Origin of the sequence: Devosia albogilva (assembly GCF_042685625.1) — a bacterium.
GTDB lineage: Bacteria > Pseudomonadota > Alphaproteobacteria > Rhizobiales > Devosiaceae > Devosia > Devosia albogilva.
Window position 1 is genome coordinate 1,174,525 of record NZ_JBHUNP010000001.1, and the last position, 16,496, is coordinate 1,191,020.

14 protein-coding genes are annotated in these 16,496 nt (G+C 64.5%); 4 read left to right on the top strand and 10 right to left on the bottom strand.

The window, feature by feature from the left end; all coding sequences use genetic code 11:
• Positions 1 to 292: 292 nt before the first annotated feature.
• From ACFSX5_RS05930 to ACFSX5_RS05940, 3 genes are read left to right on the top strand one after another with little or no spacing between them, the layout of a single operon-like run.
• Positions 293 to 1,186, top strand: coding sequence for a dihydrodipicolinate synthase family protein (locus ACFSX5_RS05930; RefSeq protein WP_386832366.1), 894 nt, complete (start codon positions 293 to 295; stop codon positions 1,184 to 1,186).
• Positions 1,183 to 4,047 (top strand): FAD-dependent oxidoreductase, encoded by a 2,865-nt coding sequence (locus ACFSX5_RS05935; RefSeq protein ID WP_386832367.1) that lies wholly within the window; start codon positions 1,183 to 1,185, stop codon positions 4,045 to 4,047. The genes ACFSX5_RS05930 and ACFSX5_RS05935 overlap by 4 nt, the downstream gene beginning before the upstream one ends.
• A 34-nt stretch (positions 4,048 to 4,081) precedes the next feature.
• Positions 4,082 to 4,498, top strand: coding sequence for a DUF3830 family protein (locus tag ACFSX5_RS05940; protein ID WP_386832368.1), 417 nt, complete (start codon positions 4,082 to 4,084; stop codon positions 4,496 to 4,498).
• 141 nt (positions 4,499 to 4,639) lie between these two features.
• Here ACFSX5_RS05940 and ACFSX5_RS05945 read toward each other — a convergent pair whose 3' ends face one another.
• The 5 genes from ACFSX5_RS05945 to ACFSX5_RS05965 form a co-directional block, all read right to left on the bottom strand.
• Complete coding sequence (locus ACFSX5_RS05945; protein WP_386832369.1) at positions 4,640 to 4,975, bottom strand: hypothetical protein; 336 nt, start codon at positions 4,973 to 4,975, stop codon at positions 4,640 to 4,642.
• A 231-nt stretch (positions 4,976 to 5,206) separates the two neighbouring features.
• The gene (locus tag ACFSX5_RS05950; protein ID WP_386832370.1) at positions 5,207 to 6,910 is read right to left on the bottom strand and encodes an ABC transporter permease; all 1,704 of its coding nucleotides are present in this window, start codon (positions 6,908 to 6,910) and stop codon (positions 5,207 to 5,209) included.
• Entirely contained in the window at positions 6,907 to 8,043 is a 1,137-nt protein-coding gene (locus ACFSX5_RS05955; RefSeq protein WP_386832371.1) for an ABC transporter ATP-binding protein, read from the bottom strand. Before ACFSX5_RS05955 ends, ACFSX5_RS05950 begins: the two co-directional genes overlap by 4 nt.
• Positions 8,043 to 9,050, bottom strand: coding sequence for a hypothetical protein (locus ACFSX5_RS05960; RefSeq protein ID WP_386832372.1), 1,008 nt, complete (start codon positions 9,048 to 9,050; stop codon positions 8,043 to 8,045). Before ACFSX5_RS05960 ends, ACFSX5_RS05955 begins: the two co-directional genes overlap by 1 nt.
• A 52-nt stretch (positions 9,051 to 9,102) precedes the next feature.
• Positions 9,103 to 10,068: an extracellular solute-binding protein gene (locus ACFSX5_RS05965; protein ID WP_386832373.1), complete on the bottom strand. Its 966-nt coding sequence runs from the start codon at positions 10,066 to 10,068 to the stop codon at positions 9,103 to 9,105.
• Positions 10,069 to 10,223: 155 nt separating this feature from the next.
• On the opposite strand from ACFSX5_RS05965, the gene ACFSX5_RS05970 reads away from it, so the two are divergent.
• A complete protein-coding gene (locus ACFSX5_RS05970; RefSeq protein WP_386832374.1) occupies positions 10,224 to 10,964 on the top strand; it encodes a glucosamine-6-phosphate deaminase in 741 nt (246 codons plus the stop codon).
• Positions 10,965 to 11,015: 51 nt separating this feature from the next.
• Here the strand turns inward: ACFSX5_RS05970 and ACFSX5_RS05975 are convergent, their stop codons facing one another.
• From ACFSX5_RS05975 to ACFSX5_RS05995, 5 genes are all read right to left on the bottom strand, one after another.
• Positions 11,016 to 12,092 carry an ABC transporter ATP-binding protein gene (locus tag ACFSX5_RS05975; RefSeq protein ID WP_386832375.1) on the bottom strand — a complete coding sequence of 359 codons (1,077 nt, stop codon included), beginning with the start codon at positions 12,090 to 12,092 and terminating at the stop codon, positions 11,016 to 11,018.
• A complete protein-coding gene (locus tag ACFSX5_RS05980) occupies positions 12,092 to 13,339 on the bottom strand; it encodes a hypothetical protein (protein ID WP_386832376.1) in 1,248 nt (415 codons plus the stop codon). The genes ACFSX5_RS05975 and ACFSX5_RS05980 overlap by 1 nt, the downstream gene beginning before the upstream one ends.
• Positions 13,336 to 14,202 (bottom strand): carbohydrate ABC transporter permease, encoded by an 867-nt coding sequence (locus tag ACFSX5_RS05985; protein WP_386832377.1) that lies wholly within the window; start codon positions 14,200 to 14,202, stop codon positions 13,336 to 13,338. The genes ACFSX5_RS05980 and ACFSX5_RS05985 overlap by 4 nt, the downstream gene beginning before the upstream one ends.
• Positions 14,199 to 15,086: a carbohydrate ABC transporter permease gene (locus tag ACFSX5_RS05990; protein ID WP_386832378.1), complete on the bottom strand. Its 888-nt coding sequence runs from the start codon at positions 15,084 to 15,086 to the stop codon at positions 14,199 to 14,201. Before ACFSX5_RS05990 ends, ACFSX5_RS05985 begins: the two co-directional genes overlap by 4 nt.
• A gap of 71 nt (positions 15,087 to 15,157) precedes the next feature.
• A complete protein-coding gene (locus ACFSX5_RS05995; RefSeq protein ID WP_386832379.1) occupies positions 15,158 to 16,462 on the bottom strand; it encodes an ABC transporter substrate-binding protein in 1,305 nt (434 codons plus the stop codon).
• Between the last annotated feature and the right edge of the window lie 34 nt (positions 16,463 to 16,496).

Here is a 16,496-nt window from a genome sequence, read left to right on the forward strand (position 1 = left end):
CCCGCAGGCGGGCGCCGCATCCAGCCGCGAAGGCTGGTCGACGCGTCGTCCACAAGATTGGGATTGCTATCGCCTCGAGGAGTTCTGTATACCAACGGAGTCCCGAACGCGAGGAAAGTATGGCGAGCGCAGGCATGAATTCTTACGAAATGGCGTCACCCATACCGGCGCGATCTGCAAATGCCGGTGCGCGCCGCGCCTCAGCGGCGAGTTGCTCCCGCCTGTCGACCGGACCGAATCGGGACGCTGCCGGGACGGCCCGCACCACCTCGCTGCCGCAGGGCTGATCCTCATGACGACAAAGTTTCGCGGAACCTATTCAGTCATGGTGACGGCGTTCGACGAGGGCGGGCAGGTCGACCTCGAAAGGATGGAGGCCTACACCGAATGGCAGGTGACCGAGGGCATCCACGGCCTGATCCCCCTGGGATCAACCGGGGAATTCCTGTCCCTGTCGGATGAGGAACGTGAGTCCGTCGCCCGCTGCGTCATCGAAACCGTGGGCGGCCGCGTGCCTGTTCTGGTGGGTACCGGGGCCGAATACACCGATGACGCGATCCGCTATTCGCAGGAAGCCGAGGCGATGGGGGCCACCGGGGTGATGATCATCCCGCCCTTTTACTCCACCCCGACCGAGGATGAGCTGTTCGAGCATTATCGGCGGATCGCGGAGGCGATTTCCATCCCGATCATGATCTACAACAACCCGGCTACCGCCAATGTCGACCTGACACCGCCAATCGTCGCTCGGCTGTCGACCATCGAAGGTGTTTCGTACATCAAGGAATCCACCATGGATGTGACCCGCGTGCGGGACATCATCGACATGTGCGACGGCCGCATGACCGTGTTCGGCGGCATCATGGGGTTCGAGTCCTTCATGAATGGTGCGGAAGGCTGGGTCGCCGTGGGCTCCAATCTCATGCCCAGGCTGCTGGCGCAGCTCTTCGAGCGCAGCACGGCCGGAGACATCGCCGGGGCTCGCGCGATCTACCAGCAGGCATTGCCGGTGATCCGCCTCGTCGGTGGGCACCGCTATGTTTCGGCCACCAAATCGGCACTGGCTATGCTCGGCTACCCCGTGGGCGATCCACGCCCGCCGCGGCTGCCGACACCGACCGGCGAGCTTGCGGCGGTGGAGCAGGCCCTTACGGCAGCTGGCTTGCTGCCGATGCCGACGGCATGACGCCGCCGCGGACTTCGCCCCCGGTTCGCTTCCGGTTCGACGGACGCGAAATCGCTGCCCGCGATGGTGACAGTCTGGCAGCGGCGCTCGCGGAAAACGGGATCACCCGGCTCCATTCCACTTCGGCCGGCAGCAGCCGCGGTATCTTCTGCGGGATGGGCGTCTGCCAGGATTGCCTGTTGGAGGTCGACGGGCAGCGATCGCAGCGGGCCTGCATGACCAAGGTCCGCAACGGCATGGACGTTCGCACACAGGATGACGGGCGCTTTGCGCAGCCGCCATCGCTGCAGAAGGCTGATCCAGCCCCCGAACCGCGGATCGAGACCATGGTGCTGGTGATCGGCGCCGGTCCGGCCGGACTCGTGGCGGCGATTGCATGCCGCGAGATGGGTCTCGATGTCCTTGTTATCGACGAGCGTGATGCCGCTGGCGGTCAATATTTCAAACCGCGCTCCGCCGCATCCCGCCATACCCGGCGGGCCGACGCCCAGCATCGGTCCGGGGATGGCCTGCGGGCTCGGGCCGCGGGGCTCGACATCCGTCTTCAGACCACAGTCTGGTCGGCGCGCCGAGGCAGCGACGAGCGCTTCGATGTCCACGCACTCGGACCGCAGGGTCGCCTGCACGTCGTCGCCAGGGCCCTGCTGCTGGCGACCGGTGCCTACGAGCTTCCCGCCCTTGTACCGGGCTGGACCCTCCCGGGCGTCATGTCCATTGGCGCCGGCCAGACCCTCGTGCGCCGCTATGGCGTTGCGCCGGGGAAACGCACGCTGATCGCCGGCAACGGACCCCTCGGCCTGCAACTGGGCGCCGAGATTCTTGCACTTGGCGGCACCGTCCTCGGTATTATCGAGCGCAGCCGACCGGCTTCAGGCGCGGCACTTGCCGCTGCTGTCGTTTCTGATCCGGCCCTTGTGATGCGCGGCGCATACTTTGCAGCAAGGATGTCCCGCGCCCGGGTGCCGATGCTCTGGGGATGGCAGGTTGGCCGTATCGAGGGTGGCGACTCCCTGACCGTCGAAATCGAGCAGCTCGATGGCGGTAACCGCCGATCGATCGAGACGGATGCATTGTGCATCGGCGAAGGGTTTGCGCCCCAGATCGAGCTGGCACGACTGCTGGACTGCCCGATGGACCTGAGGGATGGAATCGCGGTACCGCGCCGCGCCGCCGACGGATCAACACCGGTAACGGGCGTGTGGATCGCCGGTGACGGTGGCGGGCTTGGCGGCGCGCAACTGGCAGAGGAGCAGGGCAGGACCAGCGCAGCCTCGATCGCGCGATGGCTGGGCGAACCGGCTCCGATCGAGGCTCGGGCCCATCGCACCCGGCAGATCGAGCGCTTCCAGAAGGCGCTCTGGCAACTCTACGCAGCACCGCCGCGGCAGGCTGGAAGGATGCTGGATGACCTGGTGGTCTGCCGCTGCGAGAATGTATCTGCCGGGCAGGTCCGACAGGCAATCGGCAACGGCGCACAGGACCCCGGTGGCGTCAAGCGAGCGACCCGATTGGGCATGGGCCGCTGCCAGGGGCGATACTGCACGAGGCCGGTGCTCGGCCTGCTGGAGGCGGCCGGCCGCAGTGTCGATGCGAACTCGCTCTTTGCCCCCCAGCTCCCGGCGCGTCCGTTGCCATTGCGGGACGTCACGATCGAGAAGCCGGAATGGTCCGGCCATCGCGAAAGCCGGCCATCGGCGCGACCCTCGTCGCAGGCGCAGTGGCCACTCGGCGGCGGCCACTATGACCTCGCCGTCATCGGCGCAGGCGTGACCGGCCTTGCGGCAGCGCGAGAGGCTGCGCTGGCCGGTGCCAAGGTTATCGTACTGGACCAGGGCCAGGTCGGTGCGGAAGCGTCCGGCGGCAATGCGGGCAGCCTGCACCTGCAGCTGCTGTCCTGGGATTTTGGCGCCAAGGCGTTCGCCGGTGGGTCCGCGGCTCTGCGCACTCTGGCGCTGCAGAAGCAATCCATCGCCCTCTGGGGTGAACTGGAAACAACCCTTGCAGCGAACTTCGAGATGAAGGTCACCGGCGGCCTGATGGTCGCCGAAAACCCTGCGCAAATCGATTTTCTCAAGCGCAAGGCAGCAGCCGAGGCGACCGTGGGTATCGAGACCCAGGTACTCGACCGTGCGGAGGTGCTCGCGCTGGTGCCCCATCTCTCTGCCGATGTCGTTGCAGGCGCGTGGTGTCCGGGCGAGGGCAAGATCAACCCGCTTCCGGCCACGCTTGCACTCGCTCGTTCGGCCCGCGCCAGCGGGGCCGAGATCGAGACGCTGGCCCGCGTGACCGACCTGGTCGCCGAACCAGGTCGCTACCGCATCGACACGGCCCGTGGGGCGGTCAGCGCCTCGAGAATGATCATAGCGGCCGGCGGATGGAGTGCGGAGCTCGGCCGGCATCTCGGCGTCGACCTGCCCGTGCGCGGCGCGCCGCTCCAGATGCTCGTGACCGAACCGGCGCCGCCGTTGCTGCCCTGCCTGCTGGCGCACGCCGACCGTCACCTCACCATGAAGCAGGGGGCGAATGGGACCGTGCTCATCGGCGGTGCCTGGACGGCCGAGACCAGCGCCACAGGCCAGCCGCGCGTCCTTCTCGACAGCATAGAGGGCAACCTGTGGGTCGCCTGCCGGACAGTCCCGGCCATTGCCGGGCTGTCGCTGGTTCGCAGCTGGGCCGCGATGAACATCGACATCGATGGCGCCCCGCTGCTCTCCACCCTCCCGGGGCATTCCAAGGTCGTGGTCGCGGCAACCGCCAATGGCTTCACCCTGGGGCCACTGATGGGACGGGAGGCCGCCAGACTGGCCATGACCGGCCAGGCGGCGCCGGAGCTCGCTCCCTTCACGCTCAGCCGCTTCTAGCGACCAATCCATCCCGAAGACGAGGTCTCAGAGAATGACGAAGATCACCATCACCGCCGGCCCATTCACCTTTGGCGCCCGGCTCGAGACGGCCGCCGCTCCGAAGACGTGCGCCGCCTTTGTTGCCGCCATGCCCTTCGAGAGTCAGTTCGTGCATGTTCGCTGGAGCGGCGAGGGCGTCTGGGTGCCCCTCGGCGACCGCGATTTCGGCGTCACCTACGAGAACCACACCAGCCACCCGGCGCCGGGCCAGGTGCTGCTCTACCCCGGCGGCATCAGCGAGACCGAAATCATCCTCGCCTATGGCGGACTATCCTTCTCGTCCAAGATGGGGCAGCTGGCTGGAAACCATTTCATCACCATCGAAGACGGCTTGGAAAACCTGCGCCCGCTTGGAGAGCTGGTGCTCTGGAAGGGTGCCCAGCCGGTACGTTTCGCAATTGCGACCTAGCCAGGGTCAGTTCACAGGCTGCTTTGAGGTCAGCTGCAATCGCGAAAGGGCATCTAACGACAAGTCGGGCATAGTGCCTGGTGCTCAGGTGATCGTTAGGATCTGCCCGCCTCGGAAACGCCAAATCCGCCATCGACCCCCTCACCTTTCGAGCCACGCCAGCAAACTTGTTCTGGCGGCCGTTGTGATCTGGAATTGCACCGGCCGACCGGTCTTCTGCTGGATCACCATTGCCCGGGCGCGAAGGTCATGACCGGACACCAGCGTGCCGATCTTAAGCCTGATCAGGTCGCAGCCGCGCAGCTTGCTATCAATGGCCAGATCAAACAGCGCTCGTCGCGCATGTGACCCTCCCGATACAGGAAAAGCCGGATGGCCTAGATCTGCCGGACCTTCAGCGCCCGCTTGGCGCCAACTTGCCGCCCGGCGCTCCAAGCCGGGCCGACCTCTAGCGGGGGGGTCATATTGGATACCCATTTCCATTCTCCTTTGGCCATCATCGACCATTGAGAGAACACGATTAAGAGGATCGGTTCATCGGTCGGCGCCGTGCCGCGCTAGAATGGCCACGCCCTTTCCCACATGCTCACCAGCGACTTCAGCGGGGCCGAATGCGGACGGTCCGCTCCTGGCGATGCGCACGCAAGAGCAGCCACCCAACTGACGCACTGTCCGCCAGCTACGGCCTGAATTGCCTATGACGACCGCTCATGAGAAAAGCTCGGACATGGATTTGCCGATTACCCGGGTAGCGGCAAGGACCAGGATCAGCGTGACCAGGATGGTGATCGAGCCGATGGCTGCGGCGGCCGAAATCTCCTGAGTTTCCAGGCGTTCATAGATGGCGATCGAGATGGTCTTCCACCGGGCGGAGTAGAGCATCACCGTCGTGCTCATTTCCGAAATGAGCGTCGTGAACACGATGATTGCGCCGGCGAGAATCCCGGGAGCAATCAAGGGGATGGTGACTTTGCGCATCGTGGTCCCCCATGTCGCTCCCGCAACGGTGGAGGCTTCTTCCATCTTGAGGTCAATTTGGGTCACCGCAGCCACCACCGAACGGTAGATATAGGCAATGCGGCGCACGAAATAGCCGATCACGATGATCGCGGCGGTGCCCGTCAGAGCGACAGGTCCGCTGTTGTAGGTCACCAACAGCGCCACGCCGGTGACTATGCCCGGCAGGATAAACGGCAGCATGATGGTGAGGTCCAGGGCCCACTTGCCGACGAACTTCTTGCGCTCGGCGACATAGCCGGTGAGCGTGCCGAAGATGACGCAAGCCACGGTCGCCACAGCTGCAAGGATCAGACTGTTCTGGAGCGGCTCGACCACACGACTGAACACATACTGGTAGTTGCCCCAGCCGTACTGCGTGGGCCACAGGGTGCCCGGCCACTTCTCGGCAAACGAGGTGAACACCACCACCAGTTGCGGCAGCAGGGCCAGCGCCAGCAATCCCCACACATAGAGGTTGGCGATGATGCGGATGCCCCGGCCCGTCTGTAGAGCGGCGCGGCGGGTGGTGCTGCCAACGGTCACGAAGCGGCGCTTCTTGTTGACCCGGATCAGGAACAGGATCGCCCCGAGCGTGATCAGCACATTGACCAACGCAATGGCGGACGCCGCGTTGAGATTGAAGAAGCCGTGAATCTGGAAATACATCAGCGTGGAGAGCACATACATTTCCCCGCCCAGCACAGCTGGCGTGCCGAACTCGCCCAGCGCCTCGATGAGCACGATCATCGCTCCGGCCAGCATCGGCGGGATGGCTAGCGGCAGCACCACTGTGCGCAGCACGCGCCAGCGCGACGCGCCCATCACGCGGGCGCTCTCCTCCAGATGCGGATCCACTGCTGTCAGGGCGCCCTGCACGAACAGGAACACAAAGGTGAAGTTCGACAGCACCATCGAAAGGATGACGCCGAAATGCCCGTAGACCGGCGGCATCTGGACGCCGAACCACTGGTTCAGGTATTGCGAGACGATGCCGCTGCGGCCGAACAGCACCACCCACGAATAGGCGCCAATAAAGGGCGGTGAGATCAGAGGGATAATGGACAGCGACAGGATCAACGGCTTGAAGGGCATCTGCACCCGGGCAACGAAATAGGCCGCCGGCACGGCAACTGCCGTTGCGAGTACGGTCACCACCACGCCGATGAAGATCGTGTTCCACAAGGCCTGCTGGTACATGGACGAGGTGAAGAACCGCGAGAAGTTCTCCAGGGTCGCATTGAGCCCATTGAAGGCCTCACCCGCTGGGGCAAAGCTGTTCAGCATCGTGGTGCCGATAGGGTACAGCAGGAACGCCACCAGCACGAAGATGGTGACACCTCCCGCCACGTAGGGCGCGATGTTGAGGCGCCGCCGTGTGGCGGTCGGCAACGCTGTCGCTGCAAGCTCGCTCATCGGACACCCTCCTCGAACACGAGGCCTTCCCCGACCAGCCCGAACCGTACCTCATCGCCCTCCGACACGCCTTCGGCGAACGCCGGCAGGTCGATGATGACCTCACCTCGGGCCTGGCTGCTCTCGACCAGATAGCGGACGAAGCTGCCGAGGAACTGGATGCGCACCGCCCGTCCGGTGAAGGCGGGTCTGTCGAGTTGCTGGCTGGTTGAGGACAGCCACATCTGCTCGGGCCGGCTCATCATCAGGGCCGCCTGCGGCTTGACGAACCAGTCACCCTCGTCGCCTGCTGCCGTCACTGTCCTGACTCCGGCGAAGGGGCTGCCGCCGAGGGCGACCACGGCGGCACGGTCGCCGTCCCGAGTTTCGACGTCGACCGGAAAGAAGTTGGCCTTGCCGATGAAGTCGGCAACAAACAAGGACGTCGGCGCGGAATAGATCTCGTAGGGCGCTCCGAGCTGCATCAGCCGCCCCTTCGAGAACACCCCAACCACATCCGAAATCGCCATGGCCTCTTCCTGATCGTGGGTCACATAGAGTGCCATCACATTCAGCGCCTTCTGCAGGCGGCGGATCTCATCGCGCATCTCGACGCGCAGCTTGGCGTCGAGGTTGGCCAGCGGCTCGTCGAGCAGCAGCATGCCGGGATGGTAGACCAGGGCGCGACCGATCGAGACCCGCTGCTGCTGGCCGCCCGACAGGTCAGCCGGGTAGCGCTGGGCCAGTCCGTCGAGGCGAAGCATAGCCAGGGTTTCGTGGACCCGCTTCTTGATCGTAGCCTCGTCGGCGCCGCGCAGCCTCAGTCCGTAGGCCGCATTCTCGAACACGGTCATGTGCGGAAACAGCGCATAGGACTGAAACACCATCCCGATATTGCGCTCGAAGGCGCTCTTGCGCCGGAAGTCCTCCCCATTGAACAGGATTTGCCCGCTCGTGATGGATTCGAGGCCGGCGATCATGCGGAGCGTCGTGGTCTTTCCGCAGCCCGATGGCCCAAGCATGGTGAAGAACGTGTTCGGCGCGATGTCGAAGCTGACATCCTTGACCGCCGTGGCCGGCCCCTCGGGCGTATTGAAGATCTTGGTCAGCTCGCGCACTGAAAGGCGGGCGGGTGCCGGCGAAGAAGAGGCCATCAGTCGATTCCTGCGGATATGAAGAGGATGCTGCGGTCATCCCCGAAATTCTTGCCGACGCGGCCCTTGGTGCTCGCATAGGGGCCGATACGGTCAGGGTCGATCCGGTCGGCCTCGGCGAGCGCTGCTTCCCAGGCGGCAATACCGGTGCCGTCGGGAAGAGCCGGATAGCCGTCGGTGGCAAGTTCCAGCGTGTTGATCTCGGATCGGGGCAGATCCAGCACGCGGGCCGAACTGCCGGTGTCGCTCACGCCATCAAGGGCAGCGGCATGGAAGGCGTCCGGATCGGCACGAATACCTTCGAGGCCAGCCGTGAGGATCACGTCGACCAGCGCAAGGTCATTGCCGCAGGCTTCGAGCACGAGGGCATCGTTGCGGACGGCCGAGATGACGTCGGCAATGTCGACCGACGTCAGGGATTCGGGTGGCGGCGCGGAGGAGGCCGGTCCCTGGACGATCAGTTGCCGGGCAACGGCGCGGGTCCCGGCGACGCTCAGCCCCTTGTCCAGCAGGATCTGCCAGGCGACCGCCCTCGCCTTGGAGAGCACGGTGTCGCCGGGAAAATGATGTTCGAGCACGGCCCGACCGTTGACCCGGATGGCGCAATCGCCAAGCGCTACGAGGCGAACCATGTCCCCAGATACGAAAGCGGCGGAGAAGGCAGCGCGGAAGCGCGCCAGCCCGGACCGGATATCGGGCTCAGCAGTCCGGAGCCGCTCGTAGGTAGCGGCGATGGCGTGGTTGAGATCTCCGACAAGTTCGGTCGGATCTGGCAGGCTCGCGAGAGGGCCGGCAGCGACACTCGCAAGCGCCTCCGCCACGGCCTGAGCCGCAAGATAACCGCCGGTGGCGCCCTGCCCCAGCCGGTCGTCATAGCGCAGGCCGCTGATATCGGTGGCGCCGTCGATCACCGCGTAGAGGCGATTGGGAATGGCCACGATGCGGTCTTCGTTGGTCTCAGGCGCGTCAGGGTTCTTGGCCTGCGTAAACCCTTGGAAATGGTGCAAGTGGCGCTCTCCGGTAGTGGTGAAGCGCGGGGGGCCGCGCTTCACTGTTCGGTTACTGTGCAAACAGTTCGTCGAACTTGGCCAGGTTCTCGTCGCGGGTGGAGGCCGCGAGATTGTCGTCATACGGGAAGGTCGGAACCTCGCTGGTCGGCATTAGGCCTTCCGGGGGCGCTACGTCCTTGCGCACCGAGCGACGGTTGGTCGATACGATGAGCTCGTGGGCTTCCTTGGAGTTCGCGAAATCGAGGAACAGCTTGGCATTGTCCGGGTTCGGGCCGCCGGCGATGACCGCCGAAGCGTCGAAGCGAAGGCCGGTGCCGTCTTCCGGATAGATCGCCGCCACCGGGTAGCCTTCGTCCATCATGGTCTTGATGTTGACTTCGCCGGTCACGCCGACCTCGATCTCGCCGCGCCCCACGTCCTGGAAGACGCTCTGCGAGGAGGTGGTGAAGCGAGCATTCTTCATGACCTGTTCGGCCACGTCCCAGCCATAGAGCTGCAGGATCTGCGCGAGTTGGGCATAGGCGGAACCGGACAGCGACGGGTTGGCGAGCACGAGCTTGCCTTCCAACTCCGGCTTGGCCAGGTCCGACCAGGTGCGCGGATACTGGTCTTCGCTCATCAGGTTGGTGTTCACGATGAAGGCCTGGAGCGGCATCGAGCAGCCATAGAAGGAGTGGTCCGCCGCCACGACGCTCGGATCGAAGTTCGGCAACTCGGGGCTCTCATGCGGAGCGAACAGGCCCGGATTAGCAAGGAAGGCTTCGCTTGAGGCGCACAGCACCACGTCGCCCTGGGGGTTGTCCTTCTCGGCGGCCATTCGGGTGAACAGCTCGCCCACCCCTGCGTTGATCGCTGAGATTGAGATCCCCGGGTACTTCTCGCGGAATGCGTCGATGATCAACTCGCCGGCGTCCCCGGCGGGGTTGTAGACAACCAGCCCACCTTCCTGGGCGATGGCGGTCTGGCTCATCAGGGTGCCAACGGCAGCAATGAGAGCAAGCGATTTCAGATTCATGGGGTCCTCCTTACGGCCGTGCCGATACACAACTGTTCTACACTCCCGGCAGTTTGGCAACCGGTTGCGCAATCGGTCGAAGGTGGTAACTTCCCGTGCCGATTGTGCAATCGTTTCAAAGGCTAAGGCCTGACAGACCGAAGGGAAGTCGTCTCGTGCAGATCATCACCCACAATTCCAAGGATGAGCTTGGCCAGGCGGCAGCCCGCCAGGGCGCTGAAGCAATCAAGGCCGCAATTTCCGCGCGCGGCCACGCCAACATCATTGTCGCAACCGGCGCCAGCCAGTTCGAAATGCTTGAGCACCTCGTCAAGGCGGACGTGGACTTTTCGCAAGTCACTGCCTTTCATCTGGACGAGTATGTCGGAATCTCGACCGATCACCCCGCCAGCTTCCGCCGCTACCTGCGGGAACGCTTCGCTGAAAAGTTGCCTAACCTTGGGGAGATCATCTATGTCGCCGGCGACGCGGCTGACCTGACCGCCGAAATCGACCGGGTCAGCCAGCGGATCGCCCAGGTCGACATTGATGTCTGCTTCGCCGGGATCGGCGAGAACGGGCACCTCGCCTTCAACGACCCCCCGGCGGACTTCGTGACAAGCGCGCCCTATCTCGTTGTTGACCTGGACGAGGCCTGCCGTCGCCAACAGATGGGCGAGGGCTGGTTCGCCACGATCGATGACGTACCACTGCGTGCCGTGTCGATGAGCGTGCAGCAGATCCTCAAGAGCGCCACCATCATCCTGTCGGTGCCGGATGCGCGCAAGGCCGAAGCCGTGCGGGCCGCGTGCGAAGGCGAGGTCACGCCGAACGTGCCGGCCTCCATCCTCCAGCAGCACCACAACACCACCCTGCACCTGGACAAGGCATCGGCCGCACTGCTGGGCCGCGGATAAGGGCCACCCACGTCCCCGACGGCGCAGGACCGACTGCGCCGTCGGGGACAGTTACGGCACTAAGCGCGTCGTGCTCTCGCTGTCGAAAAGGTGGGCTGCGCCTGGATTCACGGCGAGCGAGATGGCATCGCCCGGCCGCGCCATAAGGCGCTGGCGGAGCAACACGGACAGCCTGTCCTGGCCGATGTCCACCACGATGAAGGTCTCCGAGCCCGTAGGCTCGATAGAGATGATGGTACCGCTCAGCCCCTCGCCCGGCGCGGCCACCGCAAGGTGCTCCGGCCGAATACCGAGTGTTGCCGCCCGACCAGTGAGACCGGCATATTCTGTCCCCAGCGGCAAGCGCACGCCGCCGGCTGCTTCGAGCGTGACAGTGCCCGCTTCCGCCCGCACGGTACCGGGGACAAAGTTCATGGCGGGAGACCCGATGAAGCTGCCGACGAATATGTTGACCGGGTTATCGTAAAGTTCGAGCGGCGTGCCGATCTGTTCCACCACGCCGCTGCGCATCACCACGATCAGGTCTGCCATGGTCATGGCCTCGATCTGGTCGTGCGTCACGTAGATCGTGGTGGTCTTGAAGCGGGCGTGCATGTCCTTGAGTTCGGCGCGCATCTGCACGCGGAGCTTGGCATCGAGATTCGACAGCGGCTCGTCGAACAGGAACACCTGCGGCTGGCGGACGATTGCGCGGCCCATGGCCACGCGTTGCCGCTGCCCGCCCGACAACTGCTTGGGGTAGCGATGCAGGTAGTCCTCGAGCCCGAGGATGCGTGCGGCCTCGGCAACGCGACGATCGATCTCGTCCTTGGGCTGGCGCGCCAGCCGGAGCGAGAAGCCCATGTTCTCCGCAATCGTCATGTGCGGATAGAGCGCGTAGTTCTGGAACACCATGGCGATGTCGCGGTGCTTGGGCTCGACCTCGTTGATCACGCGGCCCCCGATGGCTATCTCACCCTTGTCGATGTCCTCCAGCCCCGCGATCATGCGCAGCAGCGTGGACTTGCCGCAGCCCGACGGCCCAACCAACACCACAAAGGCGCCATCGGGCACGTCGATGTTGACGTTGCGGATGATATCCGTCGGCCCAAAGGACTTGGCTACGTTGCGAATTTCTACGGCAGCCATCAAGCACCTGTGTTGGAACGAAGCGACTGGCCTGCGCCCATGCGCTCGGCCACCTGAATGGCAGCAAGCAGGCTAAGGCCGGTGTGGTAGCCCGGATCGAGGTCGGGCGTGGCCGGCACGAAATCGGCCGGCCCCTCGTCGGTTCTGGTCTGGTAGGCCAGCGGCGGCTCCCCACGCCAGAACCAGCTGAAGAAAGCGGCGTGCGCCTTGCGCCAAACCTCGAGCACCTGCGGATTGCCCGTGCGCTCGAAACAGAACGCCGCGGCGCGGATGGTCTCGGGCAGCGACCACCACGGGCAGTACGGACTTTGTGGCGCGCCGGTCGCAACCGATACTGCGAGCCGCAGGCCGGGGCCGTGGAATCCGGCTTCAAACGATGCGAGGAGCACGGTTTCGAGCTGCCGCACCAGCCTGTCATCGGCGTCTGCCGGCAGATAGTCGAGCGCAAAGCCCACCAGTTCGATCCCGTGCCCGACATTGCAGGTGTCGCTACCCGGAACGTTGCGCAAGAGCCCCGAGACCGGATCGAAGTGCCTTCCGAGTACGTGGGCCACGAAACGGTCGGCAAACGCGGCGGCCTCCCCGCGGCCGAGCCGCCGGAGCATGCCCGCGGCGCCCAAGAGGATCATGCGCGGGCCGAAATCGTCCTCCTGCGCCGCCAGCGCCTCACGGCCGATGCGCTGGCGCTCGTTCATCAGGAAGCGACCGCCTTCGATCGCCTCGATGAGCGCCGGCAGTTGCGCGACATAGCCGTCGAGCGCAGGATGATCGTAGCGCGCGGCAGCGGCGATCAGGCCCTTGAGCACGAAGATGTCGGAGTAGGTATGGATTTCTCGGGCCTGCGCCTGCCGGCCTTCACTGCCATGCGCACCGGCGATGATCGGCTGCATGTCGGCGTCGTAGCAGAAATAGGCGTGTCCATCTTGGGCCCAGAGGTCGGCAAGGATCGCATAGAGCCGGCGCCCGGCAGCGTCGATCTTTTCAGTGAGGTCCCGCTGCGAGCGAGCGAAGTACTCGGCATGCGTTGCCAGCGCCTCGAGCCCCCTGCCCTGAATCCAGCCGTAAGTGTACGCCGGGCCGCGCAACCCATCATCGATGCCATAGTCGGCGAGCGTTATGCTGTTCTGCTTGCTGTTGAGAAAACCAGGCCCCAGCGCGGGGCGGTCTAGCAGCCAGTCGAGACACCTGGCATTGGCCTCGACATATGTCCTGTGCGCCTCAGCGATGAAGGGCGATAGCAAGGTCATTCCTTGAGCCCCGTGCTGGCGACGCCCTGCACGAAATTGCGGCGCAGGATGACGAAGAGCGTGATGGAGGGGATGAGCACCAGTGCAGAAGCGGCGCTGAGCCGCCCCAGATCGACCGTGAACCCGGTCTGAAACAGAGCCAGCCCGACTTCGATCGTATAGGCCTCGCGGTTGGTCGCCACGATCATCGGCCAGGCGAATGCGGTCCATGCCTGGAAGAACGCCAGCACGCCCAGTGCCCCCAGCGCGCCCCGCAGCAGCGGCAGCACGATGCGGAAGAAGATCCAGAGTTCGCCGGCGCCATCGATGCGCGCCGCCTCGATCAGTTCGTCGGGAATGGAATGGATGACGTTCTGCCGGATGAGGAAGATGCCGAAGCTCATCACCAGGTAGCCCAGCAGCAGTCCCCAAAGGCTATTGAGGATGCCGAGGCTCTGCGCCTGGAAGTAGAGCGGGATCATGTAGACCTCGAACGGCACGATCGCCGTGGCGAGGATCAGGGCGAACACCACGTTCAGCGAGTTGTAGCGGAACTTGGCGAGGATGTACCCGGCAATGGACGACGTCGCCAGGATCGCCAGCGTGGAGAGAACGGCGAACAGGATGCTGTTGAGAATCCACCGCAACAGCGGCGTGTCGCGCAGCACCGCCTCGAAATTGGCAGTGGTCGGATCGACCGGGATGATGGTCGGCGGCCAGGCCAACATCTCCTGCGGGGTCTTGAAGCCGTTGGAAACCAGGAACACCAGCGGCAGCAGCATCAGCAGGCTGAATACCACGAGCACCGCATCGATGCTCCGGTCCACGAGCATGCGGCGCCTGCGGCGGCTCTTGCTGGTGGCTCGGGTCGAATCCGTGGTCATGCGCGTCCCCTCTCCCGCAGCAAGGTGAACTGGATCAGCGTCAGGACCAGCACGATCAGCAGCAGCACCACGGCCTCGGAGGCGGCATAACCCACGCGATAGTTGCGGAAGCTGTTTTCGAGCATGTCGAGCACCAGCACCCGCACCTGCCGCCCGGGCGCACCCTGCGCATCTGACGCGAGGACAAAGGCCTGGGCGTAAACGTTGAAGCCGGAGACGAGCGTTACCACCGACACATAGAGCGTGATCGGCTTCAGCATCGGGATCGACAGGAACCAGAACGACTGCGGCCCGGAGGCGCCGTCGAGCTTGGCCGCCTCATAGAGCGACACCGGCAGGCTCTTGAACCCGACGAGATAGATGAGCACCGCATAGCCGAGCGCCTGCCAGGAACAGAGCACGACGACACTGATGACCGACAGGGTGGGGTCGAACAGCCAGGCCTGCGGCTGCACGCCGAAGAAGCTCAGCAGCGCATTGAGCGGCCCCAGACGCGCGTCGAAGATCCACTTCCAGGCCATGGCTGCAGGCACCAGTGACACCACGTGCGGCAGGAAGATCGCGGTTTCGTAGAACCCAGAAATCCGGGAGCGGGTGCGATAGTGGATCAACGCCGCCAGCACCATGGCCGTAGGAATGGTGATGATGAGGACGCCGAAGGCGATGATGCTCGTGTTCAGCAGCGCCTCGTGGAACAGCCGGTCGCCGAGCAGTTCCTGGAAATTCGCCAAGCCGATGAAGGGCTTGTTCTTGGAGAGAATATCCCATTTGTGCAGGCTGAGCCGCAGGGTCTCGACGATGGGATACATCCGCAGCCAGGCAAAGATCGCCAGCGTGGGCAGGATGGCGAGTACGGCAAAGAGCCATCTCTTGCGCCGGAGCATATGGTTCTCCGCTGATCGGAACCGGGAAGGCCGTTCGCCTTCCCGGTGAGTGATGGTGTCAGGCGGCAGACCTACTCGGCCAACAGGCCTTCGCGCTGCAGCAGGCCGTTGATCTCGTCCTGCATGGCGACCAGCACGGCGTCGATCGCTGCATCATCTGCTGCCAGCGCCGGATTCGCAAAGGCTTCAGTCAGGCGCGCGGCGGCACGGGTGAGGATCTCCTCGACTGGCCCGATATTCGGCAGCGAGAAGAACTCATAGCTCTCCGGGTAGTCGACGAATGCCGCGAAAGCCGGCTTCGCCTCGAGGATCGTGCTGTAGTCGAGACCCGACCGGTTCGGCAGCCAGCCGACATTGTCCAGCAGCCAGAGCAGGTTCTCCGGCTCGTTCGTTGCCTGAGCGAAGGCCCATGCCGCCTCCTCCTTCTCGCCCTCACCGGTGACCCACAGCGACACGGGCGCCACGATCGAGCCGCGCGGCAGGGTCGCGGTGGCGTACTGCAGATCCGGCGCCTTGGCCGCGATATCGCCGATCACCCAGGACTCGCGGATGAACATCGCCGTCTGCTCACGCTCGAACGCTTCCGCGTCGGCAGGCATCTCCACCGTCACCGTCTTCAGCGTGTGCACGTTCTCTAGATACTGCTTGAGTGCAGCCCGACCCTGCTCATTGGCGAAGTCGGCGCGCCACAAACCGTCTTCGTTCTGCTCGACCAGGTTCTCGCCGAATTGGAACATGTTGATCCAGAACTTCTCGGCAATACCCTGACCACCGCCGGACAGGCGCAGGCTCCAGCCCGAAACCACCGGCTCGCCGTTGGCATCGCGCTGAGTCAGCGCTTCGGCATAGGTGGTGTACTCAGCCATGTCCGTGGGAGGCTCGGTTAGCCCGGCAGCCTCGAACATCTCGGTGTTGTAGTAGAGCGCACTCTGGCCGCGGAACAGCGGCACACCATAGACCGTGCCGTCATAACTGGCTGAATCGCGGAAGAAGTCGGTGAAATTGGCGGAATCCTGGACGAACGCGGCGACCTCGTCGGGCGCGACGTTGAAGAGTTCGTTTTCCAGGTAGCGCGTCGCAGTCGAGGTGCCGAGTTCGATGACCTCTGCTGCCTCGCCGGAGGTCAGGCCAAGTGCCAGGCGCTTCTCGTGCTCGCGCAGGGCAATCGCCTCGACCCGCACCGTGAGATCGGGATACTCGTCCTTCATGCCCTCGGCGACGTGCTCATAGAATGGCGCCAGCTCCGGATATCCGCTCCAGACCCGGATTTCCTGAGCGCTGGCGGCGGTTTCCATGGTCAGGGCCACACCGCCCAGCAGTGCGAATTTGAAAGCGTTCAGTCGCGTCTTGCGACCCTGCTCGACTAAGCGTGTCATCACTGTTCCCCTTGTTCGCCGCGCGTTCCCTTAT

Coding starts and splice junctions, on each gene's coding strand:
- ACFSX5_RS05930 (WP_386832366.1), top strand. CDS start 293: ATGACGACAAAGTTTCGCGGAACCTATTCAGTCATGGTGACGGCGTTC.
- ACFSX5_RS05935 (WP_386832367.1), top strand. CDS start 1,183: ATGACGCCGCCGCGGACTTCGCCCCCGGTTCGCTTCCGGTTCGACGGA.
- ACFSX5_RS05940 (WP_386832368.1), top strand. CDS start 4,082: ATGACGAAGATCACCATCACCGCCGGCCCATTCACCTTTGGCGCCCGG.
- ACFSX5_RS05945 (WP_386832369.1), bottom strand. CDS start 4,975: ATGGGTATCCAATATGACCCCCCCGCTAGAGGTCGGCCCGGCTTGGAG.
- ACFSX5_RS05950 (WP_386832370.1), bottom strand. CDS start 6,910: ATGAGCGAGCTTGCAGCGACAGCGTTGCCGACCGCCACACGGCGGCGC.
- ACFSX5_RS05955 (WP_386832371.1), bottom strand. CDS start 8,043: ATGGCCTCTTCTTCGCCGGCACCCGCCCGCCTTTCAGTGCGCGAGCTG.
- ACFSX5_RS05965 (WP_386832373.1), bottom strand. CDS start 10,068: ATGAATCTGAAATCGCTTGCTCTCATTGCTGCCGTTGGCACCCTGATG.
- ACFSX5_RS05975 (WP_386832375.1), bottom strand. CDS start 12,092: ATGGCTGCCGTAGAAATTCGCAACGTAGCCAAGTCCTTTGGGCCGACG.
- ACFSX5_RS05980 (WP_386832376.1), bottom strand. CDS start 13,339: ATGACCTTGCTATCGCCCTTCATCGCTGAGGCGCACAGGACATATGTC.
- ACFSX5_RS05985 (WP_386832377.1), bottom strand. CDS start 14,202: ATGACCACGGATTCGACCCGAGCCACCAGCAAGAGCCGCCGCAGGCGC.
- ACFSX5_RS05990 (WP_386832378.1), bottom strand. CDS start 15,086: ATGCTCCGGCGCAAGAGATGGCTCTTTGCCGTACTCGCCATCCTGCCC.
- ACFSX5_RS05995 (WP_386832379.1), bottom strand. CDS start 16,462: ATGACACGCTTAGTCGAGCAGGGTCGCAAGACGCGACTGAACGCTTTC.